27 protein-coding genes and 1 pseudogene are annotated in these 20,236 nt (G+C 23.4%); 9 read left to right on the top strand and 19 right to left on the bottom strand.

Annotation, left to right across the window (positions count from 1 at the left end; translation table 4 throughout):
- Positions 1 to 2 precede the first annotated feature (2 nt).
- The 6 genes from AAHM95_RS07500 to AAHM95_RS07475 all read left to right on the top strand — a co-directional run bounded on the left by AAHM95_RS07500 (position 3) and on the right by AAHM95_RS07475 (position 3,130).
- Positions 3 to 647: a hypothetical protein gene (locus tag AAHM95_RS07500; protein ID WP_342274544.1), complete on the top strand. Its 645-nt coding sequence runs from the start codon at positions 3 to 5 to the stop codon at positions 645 to 647.
- A gap of 707 nt (positions 648 to 1,354) precedes the next feature.
- On the top strand, positions 1,355 to 1,867 hold the full coding sequence (locus AAHM95_RS07495) for a hypothetical protein (RefSeq protein WP_342274543.1): 513 nt from the start codon (positions 1,355 to 1,357) through the stop codon (positions 1,865 to 1,867).
- A gap of 207 nt (positions 1,868 to 2,074) precedes the next feature.
- Positions 2,075 to 2,236, top strand: coding sequence for a hypothetical protein (locus tag AAHM95_RS07490; RefSeq protein ID WP_338975224.1), 162 nt, complete (start codon positions 2,075 to 2,077; stop codon positions 2,234 to 2,236).
- A gap of 8 nt (positions 2,237 to 2,244) precedes the next feature.
- A complete protein-coding gene (locus AAHM95_RS07485) occupies positions 2,245 to 2,718 on the top strand; it encodes a hypothetical protein (protein ID WP_338975223.1) in 474 nt (157 codons plus the stop codon).
- Complete coding sequence (locus AAHM95_RS07480) at positions 2,672 to 2,965, top strand: hypothetical protein (RefSeq protein WP_338975222.1); 294 nt, start codon at positions 2,672 to 2,674, stop codon at positions 2,963 to 2,965. Before AAHM95_RS07485 ends, AAHM95_RS07480 begins: the two co-directional genes overlap by 47 nt.
- A gap of 3 nt (positions 2,966 to 2,968) precedes the next feature.
- Positions 2,969 to 3,130 carry a hypothetical protein gene (locus tag AAHM95_RS07475; protein ID WP_338976082.1) on the top strand — a complete coding sequence of 54 codons (162 nt, stop codon included), beginning with the start codon at positions 2,969 to 2,971 and terminating at the stop codon, positions 3,128 to 3,130.
- Between the two features lie 54 nt (positions 3,131 to 3,184).
- Here AAHM95_RS07475 and AAHM95_RS07470 read toward each other — a convergent pair.
- Positions 3,185 to 4,302, bottom strand: a protein-coding gene (locus tag AAHM95_RS07470; protein ID WP_342274542.1) for an IS3 family transposase whose coding sequence is annotated in 2 segments (ribosomal slippage) — positions 3,185 to 4,032 and positions 4,032 to 4,302 — 1,119 coding nt in all. Because the reading frame shifts where the segments join, the coding sequence is not laid out codon by codon here.
- A 76-nt stretch (positions 4,303 to 4,378) separates the two neighbouring features.
- On the opposite strand from AAHM95_RS07470, the pseudogene AAHM95_RS07465 reads away from it, so the two are divergent.
- A pseudogene (locus AAHM95_RS07465) lies at positions 4,379 to 4,918 on the top strand (IS3 family transposase); the annotation flags it as partial.
- 12 nt (positions 4,919 to 4,930) lie between these two features.
- Positions 4,931 to 5,824, top strand: a complete 894-nt coding sequence (locus AAHM95_RS07460; protein WP_342274541.1) for a hypothetical protein — start codon at positions 4,931 to 4,933, stop codon at positions 5,822 to 5,824.
- A 93-nt stretch (positions 5,825 to 5,917) separates the two neighbouring features.
- Here AAHM95_RS07460 and AAHM95_RS07455 read toward each other — a convergent pair whose 3' ends face one another.
- A complete protein-coding gene (locus tag AAHM95_RS07455) occupies positions 5,918 to 6,100 on the bottom strand; it encodes a hypothetical protein (RefSeq protein ID WP_342274540.1) in 183 nt (60 codons plus the stop codon).
- Between the two features lie 50 nt (positions 6,101 to 6,150).
- The gene (locus tag AAHM95_RS07450) at positions 6,151 to 6,387 is read right to left on the bottom strand and encodes a hypothetical protein (RefSeq protein WP_342274539.1); all 237 of its coding nucleotides are present in this window, start codon (positions 6,385 to 6,387) and stop codon (positions 6,151 to 6,153) included.
- A 336-nt stretch (positions 6,388 to 6,723) separates the two neighbouring features.
- Between AAHM95_RS07450 and AAHM95_RS07445 the strand changes: the two genes are divergently transcribed.
- Positions 6,724 to 7,410 carry a UPF0236 family transposase-like protein gene (locus AAHM95_RS07445; RefSeq protein ID WP_342274538.1) on the top strand — a complete coding sequence of 229 codons (687 nt, stop codon included), beginning with the start codon at positions 6,724 to 6,726 and terminating at the stop codon, positions 7,408 to 7,410.
- On the opposite strand, the gene AAHM95_RS07440 is transcribed toward AAHM95_RS07445, so the two are convergent.
- The 16 genes from AAHM95_RS07440 to AAHM95_RS07365 form a co-directional block, all read right to left on the bottom strand.
- Positions 7,407 to 8,645 carry an IS256 family transposase gene (locus tag AAHM95_RS07440; protein WP_342274559.1) on the bottom strand — a complete coding sequence of 413 codons (1,239 nt, stop codon included), beginning with the start codon at positions 8,643 to 8,645 and terminating at the stop codon, positions 7,407 to 7,409. The two genes, AAHM95_RS07445 and AAHM95_RS07440, sit on opposite strands and share 4 nt — an antisense overlap.
- A gap of 120 nt (positions 8,646 to 8,765) precedes the next feature.
- Positions 8,766 to 9,011: a hypothetical protein gene (locus tag AAHM95_RS07435; RefSeq protein ID WP_281747959.1), complete on the bottom strand. Its 246-nt coding sequence runs from the start codon at positions 9,009 to 9,011 to the stop codon at positions 8,766 to 8,768.
- Positions 9,011 to 9,151 carry a hypothetical protein gene (locus tag AAHM95_RS07430; RefSeq protein WP_281749441.1) on the bottom strand — a complete coding sequence of 47 codons (141 nt, stop codon included), beginning with the start codon at positions 9,149 to 9,151 and terminating at the stop codon, positions 9,011 to 9,013. Before AAHM95_RS07430 ends, AAHM95_RS07435 begins: the two co-directional genes overlap by 1 nt.
- A 101-nt stretch (positions 9,152 to 9,252) precedes the next feature.
- Positions 9,253 to 9,495: a hypothetical protein gene (locus tag AAHM95_RS07425; RefSeq protein ID WP_338975868.1), complete on the bottom strand. Its 243-nt coding sequence runs from the start codon at positions 9,493 to 9,495 to the stop codon at positions 9,253 to 9,255.
- A gap of 2 nt (positions 9,496 to 9,497) precedes the next feature.
- On the bottom strand, positions 9,498 to 9,656 hold the full coding sequence (locus AAHM95_RS07420; protein WP_338975867.1) for a hypothetical protein: 159 nt from the start codon (positions 9,654 to 9,656) through the stop codon (positions 9,498 to 9,500).
- Positions 9,657 to 9,659: 3 nt separating this feature from the next.
- Positions 9,660 to 9,953 carry a hypothetical protein gene (locus tag AAHM95_RS07415; RefSeq protein WP_281748863.1) on the bottom strand — a complete coding sequence of 98 codons (294 nt, stop codon included), beginning with the start codon at positions 9,951 to 9,953 and terminating at the stop codon, positions 9,660 to 9,662.
- 2 nt (positions 9,954 to 9,955) lie between these two features.
- A complete protein-coding gene (locus tag AAHM95_RS07410) occupies positions 9,956 to 10,420 on the bottom strand; it encodes a hypothetical protein (protein WP_281748671.1) in 465 nt (154 codons plus the stop codon).
- An 8-nt stretch (positions 10,421 to 10,428) separates the two neighbouring features.
- Positions 10,429 to 10,632: a hypothetical protein gene (locus AAHM95_RS07405; protein WP_342274537.1), complete on the bottom strand. Its 204-nt coding sequence runs from the start codon at positions 10,630 to 10,632 to the stop codon at positions 10,429 to 10,431.
- A 134-nt stretch (positions 10,633 to 10,766) separates the two neighbouring features.
- A complete protein-coding gene (locus tag AAHM95_RS07400; protein ID WP_342274536.1) occupies positions 10,767 to 11,285 on the bottom strand; it encodes a hypothetical protein in 519 nt (172 codons plus the stop codon).
- Positions 11,286 to 12,277: 992 nt separating this feature from the next.
- Entirely contained in the window at positions 12,278 to 12,694 is a 417-nt protein-coding gene (locus AAHM95_RS07395) for a hypothetical protein (RefSeq protein ID WP_483151412.1), read from the bottom strand.
- A gap of 71 nt (positions 12,695 to 12,765) precedes the next feature.
- Entirely contained in the window at positions 12,766 to 13,287 is a 522-nt protein-coding gene (locus AAHM95_RS07390; RefSeq protein WP_342274535.1) for a hypothetical protein, read from the bottom strand.
- A gap of 128 nt (positions 13,288 to 13,415) precedes the next feature.
- Positions 13,416 to 15,131 carry a hypothetical protein gene (locus AAHM95_RS07385; protein ID WP_342274534.1) on the bottom strand — a complete coding sequence of 572 codons (1,716 nt, stop codon included), beginning with the start codon at positions 15,129 to 15,131 and terminating at the stop codon, positions 13,416 to 13,418.
- A gap of 105 nt (positions 15,132 to 15,236) precedes the next feature.
- Entirely contained in the window at positions 15,237 to 17,048 is a 1,812-nt protein-coding gene (locus AAHM95_RS07380; protein WP_342274533.1) for a PTS transporter subunit EIIC, read from the bottom strand.
- Positions 17,049 to 17,487: 439 nt separating this feature from the next.
- Positions 17,488 to 18,819 (bottom strand): ribosome biogenesis GTPase Der, encoded by a 1,332-nt coding sequence (der, locus tag AAHM95_RS07375; RefSeq protein ID WP_342274532.1) that lies wholly within the window; start codon positions 18,817 to 18,819, stop codon positions 17,488 to 17,490.
- A gap of 27 nt (positions 18,820 to 18,846) precedes the next feature.
- Complete coding sequence (cmk, locus tag AAHM95_RS07370) at positions 18,847 to 19,518, bottom strand: (d)CMP kinase (RefSeq protein WP_342274531.1); 672 nt, start codon at positions 19,516 to 19,518, stop codon at positions 18,847 to 18,849.
- Between the two features lie 16 nt (positions 19,519 to 19,534).
- Positions 19,535 to 20,191, bottom strand: coding sequence for a hypothetical protein (locus tag AAHM95_RS07365; RefSeq protein WP_342274530.1), 657 nt, complete (start codon positions 20,189 to 20,191; stop codon positions 19,535 to 19,537).
- Positions 20,192 to 20,236: the final 45 nt, after the last annotated feature.

Here is a 20,236-nt window from a genome sequence, read left to right as displayed (position 1 = left end):
AAATGAATATTAATAGCATTGATTTATTGAATTCGCGTAGTTTTTTAGAACAAAAGATGAATTTAACAAGTGATGTAAAAAACAGCCCCATTTATGAAAAAGAATTATTTTTAATTCCAAGATTTACAGTGGTTGGCTTTCCGATCCAAACTTTGCAAAAAAGCAGTTATTATTATATTGAACTTCAAATTGTAGAAGCATATAGTTATGATTTTGATATTAACAAAGAACCAAGTGAAGGATTACTTGACGATGTAACGTTTCAATATGATTTGAATTATAGTAGTATTAAGCAAGCAAGTGGACAACTTGTGATATCTAAATCAATTAAGTGAGTATTTCTTACTTCTTCATATTTAGAATTACTTGAAAATAATAAACTTGGTCCATATGCTGATATTTCTTTTTTGCATATGGTTATGAAAACTTATAAGATAATTTTACCAGCAATAGCAATTAAAAAAGATAATGTAAATATTTTAAATTATAGTTTTAATTGTAAAAAACCTAGTAATTTAAAGGAAATTCGTCATATTAATAATAAACATAATTATGGATCACTTAGTTTTTATTTTAATAGTAATCCACAGTATCAATTACAAATTAAACCAAAAATGTTTAGGGCGGTTGTCAAAGTTACGAAATAATTAATTATCATATTAGTAACTTATTTCCGAAATTACCATTTAAAAATGATGATAGACAAATTAAATTCTCTTTTACCCTTAAATTTATATTCGACGTATTTTAAAAAATATAGATTTTATAAGATAAAATAAAAATTATTAACAAGGAAAAAGACAAGAAATAATCTTGTCTTTTTTTGTAATTGTAAAATTTTAAAATTTTTAATAACCGTCTTTAACGCTATTATCAACACGTGTTAGGGAACTAAAAAAGTGAACTACAACACAGTTGTTAAAAATAGTAGCTAGAACATGTGGACTTGCATGAATAAATAAAAAGTGGAGTGATACCTAATAAATTATACTAACCATTTAATGGTAATTCTTGGGGTGGGAGCGAATTGGAAACTAGTATATATAGACCTACTAGGGAACCTACTATATTAATTCTATTCTTTATTTAACCAACCTTGCCACTCCCCAGTGAGCAAGTGTTGGTTTTATTTTTTATTTTTTTTGAAAAATTTTTTTGGGCGAGAAAATAAATTTCAAACTTGTAAAAAAAATTGAACCGGCACCGCTCAATGTTTTTTAAAATTTCACAATTTATTTTTGAGCCCAGAATTTCTGGAATGAATAAAACTAATAATAGTATTATTAATAATTTAAAAATCAAAATATATGTCCTTTATGCTAGAAGCAACAGGACATATTAGGAAAGGATTATTATGCAAATAGAATTTAAAAAAGAACAAATTGTTAAAGATAAACCACAATCTATTCTTATTGATTATGTTGAATATAAATTATCACTTCCAAAATGAATGATTAAAAATAATTCTTTTATTGTTGATAATAATTACACATATTGGGTTTTTAATTTTGAAAATATTAAAAGAGAATTAAATGGTGATGAATTAACAAAATTATTAGAACCATATATTTCTGAACAGAAAATAACTGTTAATAAACAAGAAACACCCAAAGAATATTATCTTAATGATATAAAACTTGAACCATTAACATTTTATGAACAGCATAATAGTTGATTTATTGGTGAAATAACTGATAGTAAAACAAAGATTACTAATCCTTGTTTTAAATATAATGTTACATGAGAAGAAAACAGAAAAGGTTTTAAACTAAATAATCCATATAACCATAATGATTTGTCAATTAATTATATAGTCACTTCTTATAAACATATTTCAACTCATAATGAAAAGATATTTTATTTATAAAGAAAAAACTATGAATAATAAAAATAAAAAATGTGAATTAAGAGTTTGTATGGATAAAGTTTGAAAAGAATGTATTAATAATTCTACTAAAACTATTAAATATAAAAATTGACCAATACCTTATTTAATATGTGACAGTTGTTATAACAAAATACCTAAATACCTTAAACAAACAGCAAAAATAATTGAAAAGGGATGATTTACATAATGGAAAAAAAGATTATTGAATATAAAGTAGGATTAATCAAACAAATTGATAGTTTACAAAAAAATAATTTAGTTTGTGGACATAAAGAGTTTATCGAAGAATGTAAATATTGCTGAAGTAATTGTGATTTAGAAATTATTAAAACAATTGTTAGAGGTTAATTTGATTAATGCAATATGACTTAATTATTGGAATTGACCCTGCTGGTATTGGTAGTAATGGAATTATTATATACTCAAATGAAACTAATAATATTGTTTTTAATGAAACATTTAAAACTAAAACAGTTTTAAAAAGCAAAAATCTATTTAAAGAATACTTTTTATTAATTAAAAAACATTTTGATAATAAAAAAATATTAGTTATTGTAGAAAATTTCTTTTTAAATTCAAAACAATTATTAACAAATCCATTAGCAACTCCTAAAATTATTGGTGCTTTAATAGTATTAGCAGAAGATGTTATGAATTGAGATTATTTAGAAAGTGAACCAAAAAATAAAAACAAAATAGAAAATTATAAAGGAAATATAAAATTAACAAAACATGAACAAGATGCATATAAGCATATTAAATATTATTTAAGGAATTATAAAAATGAAAGAGAAAGCCAATTATGTCAAATTAACAGTAAAACTGAGTAACACTATTGAAACAAAATATTACGAAAAAGGTAATAAAGAATTATATTATAGTGTTCGAGGTCAATGAAATGGATTAAACTATGTTACTTTAATTTTTAACAACCCAAAATTTTATAGACGCTGTATTTTATTAAACAAAAACGATGAAATTATTGTAACTGGTCAAATTTTTAACACTTTAAATATTCCTAAAAATCGTGCATTTTGTTCAATAAATGTTAAATGATTTAAAAAATGAAAAGAGTAAAAAATGATATTATGAAAAATTTTATTAATAGTACCAATATTAATAACAAGCATAACACTAATAATATTTTTAATATTTATTAGTAAAGAATTAAAAAATGAATATAAAGTATTAAAAATATTAAGTGAAATTGCTAATCAAATTGAAAATAAGGAGAATAAATAATGAATAGATGTACATGAACTGAAACAATAACTGGAATGGCAACCCTTTTTAGGACTATTTTTTGGTAGACATTTGTTTTTGATAACTAATTGGAGTTAGGTAGTTTAGAGTACTGTGAATTCTTATGTTGTTATATCAATTGATGTAATCAAATAATTCTAATTTTAATTGGATTAATGATGTAAAATTTTTATCATTAATAAATTCAATTTTGAAAGTTTTAAAAGTTGCTTCAGCAACAGCATTGTCATAAGGACATCCTTTTTTGCTTAAAGATCGAGTTATGTTGAAAGCTAATAAAAGTTTATCAATAGTTTTATTATTGAATTCATTACCGCGATCAGTATGAAATATTTCAATATCTTTTAAACAGTGATTTGATTGCATAAATGCTTGATATACTAATGATGCATCTTTTTTAACTCCAACACTATGTCCAATAATTTCGCGGTTAAATAGGTCGATTAATAGGCAAATATAGTTTCATTTACCATTAACTTGAACATAAGTTAAATCACTAACAATAACTTCATTTTTAATTCTATTATTAAAGTTTCTATTAACAAGATTGGTTATTTGACTATCATTGACTTTATTATGATAATTTTTGAATGATAATTTAGTGTATTTTGATATTAAATTATGCTTATTCATAATTTCTTTAATTTTTCTGCGTGATAAATAAATTTCTTGGTTTGCTAGTATGACTTTTAATCTTCTAGTACAATAAACTTCTTTATTTTCTTTAAAAGCACTAATAACAGCTTGTTCATAAATATTATTTTGAATTTTATTTTTTTTCTTTAAATTAAAATAATATGTTGATTTAGAGAGTTTTAAAAAATGACACATTGTGCGAATTTTATATTTAGATTTATTATTTGCAATAATCTCTACTTTCTGCCTATTATTAGTGCTGCTTGCTTTAAAATATCAATTTCCATTCGTAACTGTTTTAATTCTTTATTTGCTTGAATTAATTGTTTTTCTAAATTTGAAAGATTATCTTTAGTTTTAAAACTACCTGAATTAGTAAATTGCTTAATTCAATTGTAAGTAGCTGCTCTTGTAACATTGTATTCTTTAACAAGGCAAGATACTGATTTGCCACTTTGATATAAAGCTACTATTTGTTTTTTAAATTCATCTGAATATGAGTTAATAGTGACCATAATTATAATTCCTTTCTTTTAACTAATTTGTTCACTTGTCTATGTAATTAGTGTCCAATAAAGTGTAACCCATCCAAAAGTCAATGATAGTCAAATAACCAATCTTGTTAATAGAAACTTTAATAATAGAATTAAAAATGAAGTTATTGTTAGTGATTTAACTTATGTTCAAGTTAATGGTAAATGAAACTATATTTGCCTATTAATCGACCTATTTAACCGCGAAATTATTGGACATAGTGTTGGAGTTAAAAAAGATGCATCATTAGTATATCAAGCATTTATGCAATCAAATCACTGTTTAAAAGATATTGAAATATTTCATACTGATCGCGGTAATGAATTCAATAATAAAACTATTGATAAACTTTTATTAGCTTTCAACATAACTCGATCTTTAAGCAAAAAAGGATGTCCTTATGACAATGCTGTTGCTGAAGCAACTTTTAAAACTTTCAAAATTGAATTTATTAATGATAAAAATTTTACATCATTAATCCAATTAAAATTAGAATTATTTGATTACATCAATTGATATAACAACATAAGAATTCACAGTACTCTAAACTACCTAACTCCAATTAGTTATCAAAAACAAATGTCTACCAAAAAATAGTCCTAAAAAGGGTTGCCATTCCAATTATTAAATATGTTAACTTATACATATACATATAATAGAAATTTTGACGGAGCATCATTAAGTAATGTTTTAAAAGAAATGAATGATTTAGATAAAATGCGTGCTAAGTTTGAGGGACAAAAACCAAATGAAGTTATTACTAATTTATTTAAACAATGAGAATTAGATTATCCTAACTATACAAATTTACCACAAGTTAAAATATTAAAACAAATAGTTATAATGCTATCAAAAAATATTTATTCAACCATGTCTATTAATAATGGTTTAAATGATGACTATAAATTATTATTACCTTATTATTTTGAATTAAAATCAAATCCTATACATTCTACACCCGATAAGGTTTGAGAATTTAAAGATGTAAAAGTAGTATTAAAATCTGCATATTTTGATTTTACAGATATCAATAATATTAAAATAAAAAACAATGACATTAGTCAAAATGAATTATTGAAATTAGATGATAATCAATTTAATTGATTATCTATTACAAATGAATTAGAAAGCAATAATATTCCGTCATTAATTCCGGCAGATTGAACATTAGGAAATGGTGAATATGGGAAATATTTTACAAGAGCAATTATTGATAAAAATAAAATTGAAAACGCATTAAATTTATATGGTTCAAATAAATCACAATTATTTTCTAAATTAGAATTTTATAAAGAAATTTCACAAATTGATAATAATAGTGAATTTGAGTTACAAATCAAAAACCCGATTAATAACTTAAATCGGGTTGAAATCAGTGGTATATTTGGTGCTGGAAATTATGATTTAATTTTAATAACTGATAAACAAGAAATAAATTTAACTAATATTAATTTATTTGATAAATATAACGAAAATATTTCTTATATAAATTTAGAAATTTAATTATCAAAATATCCAACTGGATAAATACCATCTCATTTTACTGCATCATCAGTTAATTTATTTGATGCTCAGTAAAGAGTAATTTTATGTTTATTACTTACTGGTCTTGCTCAAATTATTGCCCCCCCAGTGCGCTTCATGGTCATAATCAAAAAAATATGTTAATTGATTAGTTTTATTATATGAAACTATTCCTAAGATTAAACCGGTAACACCAGTTATTACAGCAAATGATAATGCTATTTTTTGCAAATTTGTTTTTATTCATGTTTTCATAATAAATTTCTCCTTTTTTTAAAATTTATTTAACTTTTTTTGGAATTATACTATTTATTTTTTTCATTTTCTTGATAAATAAATTGTATTGTTACTACATCAATAAACTGTTCATATAATTTAGGATTTTCTTTTCATTCTTCTACTATTTCATCTGAAATTAATTGGTCATCAAGAAAATTTGAAAACTTAATATCATGTTCACTACAAAAAATAGTAGGCTCATTAGTAACAGATATTATGTCATTCTGACATTTTTTTATAAAACATTTAATTATTTTTTTCATAAATGCTCCTTTTTTCTTAATTTTACTTTTAAATTGTACTTATTTTTTGATATTTTTACAAGTATGCTTTTAAATGCAAAATAACGCCTAAATTAAAGGCGTTTATTTTGTGAGACCTATACTATTAATAGTATTGCACTTATTTATTATATTGCAAATATGAAAGTACTTTTTTTCACAGTAGCATTATTTTATTTAAAATTACGTTTTTATGTAGATTAAGGCGGATAAAATGAATAAAAACAAATTATTAATATAATTTATCGTATTTTAACACTTTAAATTTATGTAAATTAAAATTAATAATTAGTATAAAAAAGATTAGGAGAGTAAAATATGAGTTTTAATTATAAATGAAATTTTAGAGAACAAAGTGCAAAAATTGATAAATTAGTTTTAGAACATATAACAAAGAAATGAGAAAAATGAGATTGAAGAATAAAAAATACAAGAGATAAAAAGAAATATAAAATTGTTGATTATCAATATCGAACAAGAAAAATAATGTATGGATTAGTAACTTATAAAAGAAGAATTTATGAATATTTTGATGAAAAATTACAAAAATGAGTTCGTGTTTGTTTAGTTGATGAATGACTAGAATTACCTAAATATAAAAGAATTGGTGAAGATGTTGAACAAACTATTATTGAATATTTTGCTGATGGAAAAAGATATCATGATATTTGTGCTATTTGTAAAAAAGCAGGTATTAGTGTTAGTACTGTTCATAGAGTTTTTAAAAATTTAGAAGTAATTGAAGCAAATCCAGTAAAAGTAAAATTAGAAAAAAATCAACCTATTTTTGTAGCAATTGATGATGGACATCGAAAGTTTTGAGATTTTAAACGTAAAGGTATAAAACACTCTATGAGATTAATAACAACATATACAGATAATATTAATCATAAAGTACAAAATAAAAGAGTAAAAGCAATTATTAGACCAACAAGAACAGCAATTGGAGTTAAAAAAACGAGGCTTTTTAATAATCTGTGTATCTTTGTTTTAAAAAGTTACTAATTTAGATTAATTCTGTCTTCAAATTTTATCATAAAATGAGCAATTGCTGTATTTCAATTTTGAATAGGCAATGTTCATTTTTTTGTTATATTTTCAATTGCCAAGTAAAATATTTTGAAAACTGCCATATCATTAGGAAAAACTTTTTTATTTCTGATGATTTTTCGTAATTGACTATTAACAGATTCAATAGCATTTGTAGTATAAATCACTCTTTTGATTTCTACTGGATAACTAATAAAAACCATTTCCTTATCTCAATTTTTATATCAAGATTTAGTAATTTGAGGATATTGTTTATTTCATTTACTTTCAAACGATTCTAAAGCTTGCATTGCTTGTTCTTCACTACATGCACTATAAATTGGTTTTAAATCTGCAATTAAACCTTTTCGATGTTTGTATGAAACATATTTTAAACTATTTCTAATTTGATGAACAATGCATAATTGATGTTCTGTTTTAGGATAAACTGATTGTATTGCTTCTGACATGCCTGTTAAATTATCACTACAAGCAATAAGAATATCATTTAAGCCACGATTTTTCATTTCTGTGAAATTAGATAATCAAAACTTAGAACCTTCATTTTCACTAATTCATAATCCTAAAACATCTTTTTTGCCTTCTAAATCAACTCCTAATGCTATATAAACTGATTTGTTAATAATCCGTTTATCTTGTCGTACTTTAACTACTATACAATCAAAATAAACAATGGGATAAATACTTTCTAATGGTCGATTTTGTCATGCTTTAACATCATCAATAACATCATCAGTAATTTGACTAATAACACTTTCACTAATATCAGCACCATGATATAACTCTTGCAACTGCATTCTAATGTCAGATAATGTCATTCCTTTTGCATACAAGGAAAGAACTTGTTGATCAAAACCATCAAATCTTCTTTGCCTTTTAGGAACTATTACAGGAGTAAAATTACTATTGCGATCTCTTGGTACATCAATTTCAATTTTACCTTGTTGAGTTATTAATTTTTTTGAACTTGTACCATTACGAGCATTTTCAGTAGTACTATGTTGATTTTTTTCATATCCTAAATAATTTTGCATTTCAGAATTCAACATTTTTTCAACTAATCTTTTTGTTAATTCTTTATATAAACCGCCAGGTTTAAAAACTGTTGTTAAATCTTCAGTATTTTCTAGTAATAAATCTACTGCTTTTGATATTGGATCATTATTATTAAAGTTATCTTTTTTAGCCATCTGTAACTCACTCTTTCTAGTCATTTAATTATATTTACTAGAATTAATTAAACATAGTTATTTTTGTAAGTTACACAGATTACTAAACATTTCTTGCCATTCCATTATTTGTTTCCATTTTTATTCTCCTTTAATTTCTAATTTTTTAACTGTTACTTTAATTCAACCTTGATAAACATCATTATCACCAACTATTAATGCAACATTACTTTCTGGGTCAGAAACAATTATGTGTTTTGATTTAACATTTGGGTATTGTCTTAAAATAATTGTTCTAATATCATTACTTGTATGAATTGCTTTTGGAAATGGTGATAATATTTCAATTTCATCTTTATTTTCAAACAAAGTAGGTAATATTATCATTATTCAAATTCTCCATTTTCTATTTTTTTAATCAGTTCTTCACGTATTATTAAATTCGTTGCAATAATTGTTTGTTTTTCTCAATTATCAGTTTCCATAAATAAAGTTTTTAAATATTTAATTAATTTTTCTTTATTCATAATTTAACCTTTCTTTCCTAACTCTTTTATTTTGTTTTTGTTTACATAAGTTATTACATTTATGAGCAAAAACTCTACCATAACCACATTTATTATTCTTTTTAATTTTTATTATCATTATAAAATTCATTACTTTCTAAATATTCTAATATATTTGCATAAGTATCTGCTTTTGATTGAAATCATTTGTCTTCAACTTGATTAAAATTATTATAAAATTCAGATAAAAAAGATACTAATTTTTCTTTATTAATACAATTTTCATGTAATAATTTATCTTCTTTAATACTTTCAATTTTACCTATTTCATTAAATACTCATTGTTCTAACTCTTCTTTATTCATTATTATTTCTCCTTAGTTTTAATTTGATTAGAAATTTCACTTAATATTTTTAATACTTTATATTCATTTTTTAATTCTTTAATAATAAATATTAAAAATATTATTAGTGTTATGCTTGTTATTAATATTGGTACTATTAATAAAATTTTTCATAATATCATTTTTTACTCTTTTCATTTTTTAAATCATTTAACATTTATTGAACAAAATGCACGATTTTTAGGAATATTTAAAGTGTTAAAAATTTGACCAGTTACTATAATTTCATCGTTTTTGTTTAATAAAATACAGCGTCTATAAAATTTTGGGTTGTTAAAAATTAAAGTAACATAGTTTAATCCATTTCATTGACCTCTAACACTATAATATAATTCTTTATTACCTTTTTCGTAATATTTTGCTTCAATAGTATTACTTAGTTTTACTGTTAATTTGACATAATTTGCTTTATCTTTCATGTTTATAATTTCCTTAAATAATTATCAAAAATTAATATTTTTTTATGATTTTTTAAATAATATTGAATATGCTTATAAGCATCTTGTTCATGTTTTGTTAATTTTATATTTCCTTTATAATTTGTTATTTTATTTTTATTTTTTGGTTGGTTTTCTAGATAATCTCAGTTGAAAACATCTTGAACTAATACCATTAATGCACCAATGATTTTAGGCGTTGATAATGGATTAGTTAGTAATTGTTTTGAATTTAAAAAGAAATTTTCTACAATAACTAATATTTTTTTATCAATAAATTTTTCTTTAATTAATTGAAATTTTTCTTTATACATATTTTTAGTTCATAAAACAGTTAATGTATTGAATGTTTCATTAAAAACAATATTATTAGTTTCATTTGAATATATAACAATTCCATTATTACCAATTCCAGCGGGGTCAATTCCAATAATTAAATCATATTGCATTAATTAAGTTAACCTCTAATAACTGTTTTAATAATTTCTAAATCACAATTACATCAATAATATTTACATTCTTCAATAAATTCTTTATGACCACAAACTAAATTATCTTTTTTTAAATCATCAATCAGTTTAATTAGTCCTATTTTAAATTCAATATCATCACTGTCTGGTATGCAAATCGTTCCTCTTTTAGTTAAATATTCTTTATCCATATTTATACCTCCTACTTAACCTAATATTTAAAATACAGTCATAACAAATCGCTTTACTATTTTTATCTCTTAAAAAATATTTTCTTGTTTTTATATCATTAGTATTAAAAAATAAATAATCTAATTTATTTTGTTTACATGTTCAACAAAAATATTTTTTCATTATGAGTTGAAATTTCCTTATAAGAAGTAACTAGATAATTAATTGGTAAATCATCATGTTTATATGGATTATTTATTTTAAAACCTTTTCTGTTTTCTTCTCACGTAATGTTATATTTAAAACAAGGATTAGTAATTTTAGTTTTGTTATCTGTTATTTCATCTATAAATCAACTATTATGCTGTTCATAAAATTTTAATGGTTCAAGTTTTATATCATTAAGATAATATTCTTTTGGAGCAGTTGGTTTATTAACAGTTATTTTTTGGTCTTTAATATATGGTTCTAATAATTTTATTAATTCATTACCACTTAATTCTCTTTTAATATTTTCTAAATTAAAAACTCAATATGTGTAACTGTTATCAACAATAAAAGAATTATTTTTAATCATTCATTTTGGAAGTAATAATTTATATTCAACATAATCAATAAGAATAGATTGTGGTTTATCTTTAACAATTTGTTCTTTTTTAAATTCTATTTGCATAATAATCCTTTCCTAATATGTTCTGTTGCTTCTAGCATAAAGAACATATATTTTGATTTTTAGATTATTAATAATACTACTATTCGTTTTATTCATTTCAGCAATTCTGGGCTCAAAAATAAATTGTGAAATTTTAAAAAACATTGAGGCATTCGATTCAATATTTATTTAATTTGTGTTTAACAAATTAATATTTTAATTGAACCGGCACCGCTCAATTTTTTTTACAAGTTTGAAATTTATTTTCTCGCCCAAAAAATTTTTCAAAAAAAATAAAAAATAAAACCAACACTTGCTCACTGGAGAGTGGCAAGGTTGGTTAAATAAAGAATAGAATTAATACAATAGGTCCCTACAACAGGTCTATATATACTAGTTTCCAATTCGCTCCCACCCCAAAGAATTACCATTAATGGTTAGTATAATTTATTAGGTATCACTCCACTTTTTATTTATCCATGCAAGTCCACATGTTCTAGCTACTATTTTTAACAACTGTGTTGTAGTTCACTTTTTTAGTTCCCTAACACGTGTTGATAATAGCGTTAAAGAGGGTTATTAATTATTAACTTTCTCCTACTTGGTCACTGCGTGTAGTAGATATTTAAAGGGTGCTAATAATAAAAAATTTTAAAATTTTACAATTACAAAAAAAGACAAGATTTTTATTCTCGTCTTTTGTCATTTATTTTTAATTCAAGGGTTAAAAAAATTAGGAAGTTATTTTTATAATATATTATATTGAATAAAATTTGTTAAATTTGTTATTCGCCCACAGTTTTTTCAAATAGAAAAATTATTTCAAAACCATTGAAAAAAAAGATACAAGAAATTAATATTAATAATATTACTATTTTTGAAGAAGAAAGTGAAAATCAAACTAAACATATATCTTTATAAATAAAAAAGAGTTAATAAATATTTATTAACTCTTTGTTTTTAATTTATAACTATCTTTAACTTTTTTAAAAACCATTGTTTTGTAATCTTTATTACGATAATCATCAAAAACAAATATACCTATAAAATGATAACCAATGCCTTTTGATTTTTTCTTTTATTTTTACAAAAGTAACAAATTCTACTTTATCTTTAATATATTTTTCACCCAATTGTTTTCTTTTTTCACTTGTACTAGTACTATTAAATTGATAAATAACATTTCAATCTTCTGACAAAAAATTTGCATATCCTGTTTTAATTACTTTTTCTTTTTCGCTATTTGGAGTAATCGTTAAAAATCAAACTTGTTGATAATCATTTATTTTATAACCACTTTTTAATATTGATACACCATCTTCATTAGTAAAAAGAGTACTTAAAACCTCAAAAATTGTTTTAAATAATATTCTATCTTTGATAGTTATTTCTTTCTTGAATAAAATTGTTTTTAGTACCTCATTGTTCACTATATGGTCACCTCTATATAAACTATAACATAATTTTAATGATTCTTATTTATACGAAATAATAATACTAATTACATTGTAAATAATTTTGGTTGTAAACAAAATCCTGGTGTTAATTCATCAACAATATGAACGTCTTCTCAATTTTCAGTCTCAATTGAAAATTGTTGACCTGTAGGTACTAAAACCGATAGTGGTGCAACTACTTCCATCATTTCACTAACTACTAATGTTTTTGATACTATTTTTTTTTCAATAATTGGGTTAATATAAATACAAGATTTTATATCATAACTATCAGTAAATGCCACTAAATTTTGATTGTACTGTGATAACATTTGTATTTTTTTATTTAAAGTTGTCAACTTCTGACTACCTTTTTTATTTAAAGTTTCTAACTTTTCTTTTTCTAAAAGTAATCGTTTTTTTTCTTTAAGTAGTTTTTGAACTTCTTCAGTTGCTTGATTACCAATTTTTGTTAATTTACCTTCTAGTAAAGAAATATTTTTTTCTTTCTCTTTTATTTGCATGCCATTTTCTTGTTGAATAGTTTCTAGTTTTATTTTTTCTTCCTTTAATTGATTAACTTCCATAACTAATTTTTGATTTTTATCTTCTACTGTTATTAATGTTTGTTGTGTTTTTGATAATTCTTGATTTAATTTTTCTAAAGCTTGGTTATTTTTATAATTTCTACTTTCTAATCTTTCTTTTTCTAAAGCTAACGCGAACTCTTTTTTATTAATCTTTCAATACTTTTATTTTTTTGATCACGAATATTTCTCACTTTTTTTTGTACTTTTTCTAAATTATTACTTATTTGATTTATTTTTACACTATTTTGTTGCTTAATTTTTTCTAACTTTGTTTTTTCTCTTTCTAAGGTAGCAACTTTAGAAACTAAAAATTTAGTTTCATCAATTAATAGTTGTACTTTTTGCTTTTCTGCTATTAATTGTTGTTCTAATATTGCTGTTTCTTCTGCAGATTTAACTTTTGTTTTATCCAATTCTTCTTGTGTTTGCTTTAATTGTGCTTCTAATTCATTAATTTTTGCTTGTAAAATTTGATCTTGACTTAAAATTTCTGTTTTTTCTTCTTTTGCATCATTTTCTTGTTTTATACTTTGTTCTTTAATGTCATTTTCTTCTAAAATAACATCAATTTTAGTAATATCTTTTTCAAGTAAAGTCGTTAAACTACTTGTTGTAGATGATTCTGAATTATCTGTTTCATTAGTATTAATAAATTTTAAATGTTCATTTTTTTTGTTGTCTTTTTTCTTATTTTTTCTTTTTTTAACATTTGTTTTCTTTGTTTCTATTTTATGAGAATTATTAAAACTTTCTACTTGCATTAACGTTTCCTTTTTTGAAACATCATTATCATTTAAAACTTCTTGCAATTTTTGCTTTAACTTTTTAATCATTTCAATATTACTATCAATATTTTTTTCAATCTCGCTTAAATATTGCATTGAATCATTTTCATCAAAAATTTGATTTACAATTTTCGTTAAAGGCAATGGAGAAGTAACTGGTTTTTGAAACATTTCAAAAATAATTTTTGACAAATCAAAAATATTTTGAATTTTTAATTTAATTCCCTTAATTTTCAATTCATTCTTTTTAGATTTATTATTTTTAAAATCATAAATTTTATTTTCATATTCATCGAATAAATTTACAATTTCCTTTTTAAAAATTTTATCAAGTTCTTCAATATTTAATTTATATGGAATTTCAGAATTACTATCTTTAACTAAAATATCCTTAAATTTATTTTCTCTTGACATTATGTCCTTAATTTTTTCATATTCATTGCTTGTTAAACTAATTTTATTATCGCAATCTTCATCAGTAACAAAATATTTTGATTGATTAGCAATAAAGTTATAAATATTTAATACACCTAATTGATGATTTTCACAAATTGATTTAAAATGTTTTAATATTTCAAAATTATTATTTAATTGCTCTCTTAGTTTATTTAGCTTATTTAAGTCCTTACACGAACTAATTTTTTTAATAAAAAAAATATTATCATTTTTCAGGATTTCTATTTTCGTTTTCATAAATTCAATATTAGTAATATCTTTTTTAATAAAATCACTAAAATCACTAAATAATAAAGGATGATTAAAAACATTAATTATTAAAATAATTGAAATCAAACTTTTCAAACTGTATAAATTGGCTTGATCAATATATTGCAAAGAACTATGCAAATTTTTTCTAAACAATTGACTATCAAATTTTTCATCTTCCTGTTGATAATATTTGGCAATATTACTAATAGAACTATCAATAGCATTATATTCTGCACAAGTTATATAAATAATATTAAGTGCAGTAATAATATCTTCTTTAGTTAATGTTGGTACTTGTGATTTTATTTTTTGTAAAATGTTAGTAATTAAATGTTTACCTACTGACATTATTTTTACTCCTATCTTTTTTAATCAATTAAAAGCTCATATAACTATTTAATAGCTATATGAGCTCTAGTAGCTTTAATATTATATTGTAATAATCACTTTCAATTATAGATTAACTTTAGCTTTAATATTCAAAGTTGCTGAATTTTGTAACTGTGCCTTTATTGCATTGGCTACATGTTCAACATCGGTACCAATAACAATTTGCAAAGCTTCTTTACTCAAAATTTTAGTACCAAATGCTCCTGCGGCCTTAACTTTTGCCAAATTAACACGTGATGTATCTTTAACAATCAAACGTAACCTAGTAGCACAATTATCAATTTCAACAAAATTATCTGCACCAATTGCTTCAATTAATTTTGTTGCCATTAGTGTATATTTATCACTTTTAAGATTTTTATTGCTTAACTCTGATTTTGTTGTTACTTTACTTTCTTCAACACCAAAATCTTCTTCTCTTCCTGGTGTTTCAATATTCATTTTAGTAATTAATGTATAAAATACAATAAAATAAACTCCACCAGCAGCCACAATTAATAATAATACTCATAGTGGATTTGAAGTAATATGATAAGCACCAGTAGCATGATTAGCAAATCCTCATGATTGAGCAAAAGAAATGCAATAGTCAATAATTCCAGCACTAAAACCAAAACCAACTTGGATATGCAATGCTGTCGTTATTGCAATAAATATCCCTGTTAATAAGGCATGAATTACCAATAATAATGGGGCAATAAATACAAATGAAAATTCAATGGGTTCAGTGATTCCACTAATAAAAGAAACTAAAGCAACTCCTCCTAAAAATCCTGATACCATTTTTCTATTTTCTTTTTTAGCTGCCATAATCATAGTTAAGGCAGCAGCGGGAATACCACCCATCATAATAGGAAAGAAACCTGATTGAAAAAATCCAGATCCTTCAATACCTCTAGTAAAAGCATTAATGTCTCCATTTACTCATTCTGTTGTTCCAGATGCAGCACCTGTAATTGGAGATATTATCTGACCATTAATTGGTAATTGAAATCAAAAAAAAGTATTTAAGATTTGATGTAATCCAAAAGGTAATAATAAACGATTTAATATTCCATAAACAGCTGTTCCTGGAATAGCAACTGCTGGATTATTTGGATTAGCAACTAATTGACCAAATTTCATTAATACTAATTGAATTCATGGTCAAACAATAGCAAATGCCAAAGCAGTGGGAATAGTTATTGCTAAAGCCACCATTGGTGCAAATCTTCTACCATCAAAGAATGATAACGCTTGAGGAAGTTTGATTTCTTTATATTTATTATATAAAACTGCAGATAAACACCCCGCTACAATTCCACCAAAAACACCAATGTTTAATACATAAATACCACCGATAATAGTTTTACCATCTGTTCCAAATTTTTCTACATAAAATAATGACGAAAATTTTTCACCTTTATTTGATGTAAAAGTTAAAACATTTTTATATAACATTTCTGGTAATGAGTGTTCAATTGACGTCATTGCAGCTATTGCTAAATAAAATACTGCTCCAACTAATGCAGCTTCACCACGATGATCTTTAGCTAAACCAAATGCTAAACCCAAAGCAAATAATAATGGTAAATTATCAAATACTATTTTTCCTGGTTGTTGAATAATATATGAAATTCAATAACCCACTTCATTAGTAACATGCATAACACCAGCATCAGTTGTAGTAGTAAATGTAAGTCCTAATGCTCCAAATCTGTTTAAAATAGCAGCGAATGGTAATACTGCGATTGGAAACTGTAATGCTTTACCTAAGTCTTGTAAAAATTTTAAAACATTATTTCAAGGACTTTTTTCTTTAGAGGTTTTTAATTCAATATTACTATTTTTTGCTTGATTTTTTTCTTTATGTTTTTTTCAGAAAACTAAACCCATATTTTAACCCCTTCCTAAAACTTTTTTCTTAATTTTTCAAAATTAAAACATTGAACTTATTGAAACTGATAATAGCACAATGGCACCAACTGTTGCACAAAACATTAAAAATATATAAAGAGCTTTATTTCAAAAATGAAAAACTTGATATGTAACTTTTTTTGGTTTAAATAAAAATTGCTCGTTAATCAGGCTCCTTTCTTTACGTAATTTTCTTTTAAATAAAAAAAACACAAGAAAAATAATACCAACATAAATCAAACCAATGATAAACATTATTCACATTGCCGATGTTGATAAACTTTTATTGTGCGATTCTAATGTTAAAAAATTTAGCATAATCATTTACACTTTCTAATCATTAGTTTTTTATCTTAATAAATATTATTATACAATAATTTTCTTTAAAATAAATATAATCACAAAATTTTACACTTTTTTATTGTTTATTATACAATGACTTACGCATTCTAAATCTTAATTTAATTGGTACACCCTGAAAACCAAATCGTTCACGAATTTGATTAATTAAAAAACGTTCATAAGAAAAATGACATCGTTGTGGATCATTTACCATTAAAATAAAAGTAGGCGGATTTTTTTCAACCTGTGTTGTGTAATATATCTTTAATCTACCACCTTTAAAGTAAGGCGGCTCATTAATTAATTGAGCTTTATTAATTATTTCATTAAGAATACTTGTTTTAATTCTTAAATTCATATTAACTAATACTTCATTAATAGTAGCAAATAAAGTATGAATTCTAGTATTTTCTAAAGCAGATAAATATACAACAAAAGAATACTCAAGATATTTAAATTTTTCTTTAATTTTTTTAGTAAACTCTTGCATAGTTTTTTCATTTTTTTTAACTAAATCTCATTTATTAACAATAATAATAACTGGCTTATCTAAATTTTTTGCCATTCCTGCTATTGTTAAATCTTGTTCTTGAATTTCAACACTACCATCTAATAAAAACAAAACAATATCACTACGTTCAATGGCATTAGTAGTTCTAATTAAACTATATTTTTCTAAATCTTCAGTAATTTTTCCTTTTCTACGAATTCCCGCAGTATCAATAACACAATATTGTTTTTTATTATAAACAAAATTACTATCAATAGCATCAGTTGTTGTTCCTGCTATTGGTGAAACAATAACTCTATTCTCTTGAAGAATAGTATTAACTAAACTTGATTTACCAACATTGGGACGACCAATAATTGCTAAATTAATATTTTCTTTTTTTTCTGTATGAACCTCTTTTGGTAACTTAGTAATTATCATATCTAATAAATCACCAAAACCAACACCATGACTAGCAGATACTAAAATTGGTTCGCCAAAGCCAACTTTTAAATAATCATAAATTTTATCATTATCTTTTTGAACATTATCATATTTATTTGCAATAATAATAACCGGTTTCTTAGTTCTGTATAATAATTTGGCAATATCTTCATCTTCGTGAGTTAGACCTTCTTGATAAGAACAAACAAATAAAACAATATCAGCCTCAGCTAAAGCAATATTAACTTGTTGATTGATTTGTTGAGTAAAATTAGTAATCGTTTTAGTAATACCACCCGTATCAATAATAACAAAATTTTGTGTTAATCATTCACCAATGCCATAAATTCGATCTCTAGTTGCTCCAGGCATATCTTCAATTATTGCTACTTTTTTTTGTAATATACGATTAAAAATTGAAGATTTACCAACATTAGGGTGTCCTACAATTACTACTTTTGGTAACTTATTCATTTTATTCAAATCCTTATATTTAAAATATTATTTTTTATGACTAAAGTAATTATCATATAAAATTTTTAATTTATCAACGGTCGTTTGTAAATTATAATCACTATTATCTAAAATAACTGCATCTTCAACAATTACTAGTTGGCCAGTGCTACGAGTTTTATCAACATTATCACGAATTACCATATCGTTATATACTTGTTCTTGCGTAATATTAATACCCTCTTTAATATACTGTTTATATCTTCTTTCACTACGAGCGTGTAAACTAGAAGTTAAAAAAATCTTTAATTGAGCATCAGGTAAAACAACACTACTAATATCTCTGCCAACGACAATAAAGCCTTGACTTCTAACCATTTCTTGAATTCTAGCAACCATAACTTTTCTAACTTCAGATAACGAAGCAATTATTGGTACTTTACTAGTAACATTTTTATCATAAATTTCTTCTGTTGGTGGTTGATCATTAAATAAAAAATGACCATTAACTCATCTTATATCAAAAAGTTGTAGTGCTGCAAGTATTAAATCTTCACTTTCAAAAGCAATTTTATTTTTTAAACAATGATTAGTAAAACTACGATACATAATTCCTGTATCCATAAATTGATAATCAATTTTTTTAGAAAGCAAATATGCTGCTGCTGATTTACCACTAGCTGCTGGACCATCTATTGCAATATTAATCTTTGGGTACATTGTTTTTCTCCATTCTCTACTTAATAAATAATATTAATGATAATACTAACACGACTATTAAAATTAAACAAATAATGATAATACTAAATATTGTTAAACTTCATTTATAATTATGCTTAATTTTAATTTTTTGTAATTCATCTTGAAAATTATTATGTTCTTGATTAATTTCTTTTAGTCCTTTATTAAGATCACTATTATTTATTTTATACTTTTTATATTTAAATTCTAAATTTTTAACAAAATTTTTGACATCATGAATTTTACTTTCTAAGTCTTTTTGAAATTCATTTATTTTATTATGCATACTATTAATTAACGTTTGATATTCCAAGTTAGTACTTATTAATGGCACATCAACTATTTCAAAATCAATATTTTCACTATATTTTTTTAAAATATTATTAATATTTTCTAACATATTTTCCAATATTAATTTATCATTATCATCTAAATGTTGTTCATTATTTTTAATAAAATAATTTTCAAAATTAACTAAATTTAAATCAGAATTTAATTTTTGAAAAATTGGCTCAAAATATGATTGATCAATTTTTATTAGTTGCTGATAATAATTTTCTATTTTTTGTTCTTGTTCTCAAAGCTTACTATTTTCTTTAATTTCTTTAGTAATTTGTTCACGTAAACTTTTATACTTTTCCATTCTTGTCATTAAAGCACCCACAAATTAATATTTAAAAAATTCCAATACTGATTT

It is taken from the genome of Spiroplasma endosymbiont of Phycita roborella (genome assembly GCF_964031195.1).
Classification (GTDB): Bacteria; Bacillota_I; Bacilli_A; order Mycoplasmatales; family VBWQ01; genus Spiroplasma_E; species Spiroplasma_E ixodetis_A.
This window is presented reverse-complemented; position numbering and strand designations above follow the sequence as displayed.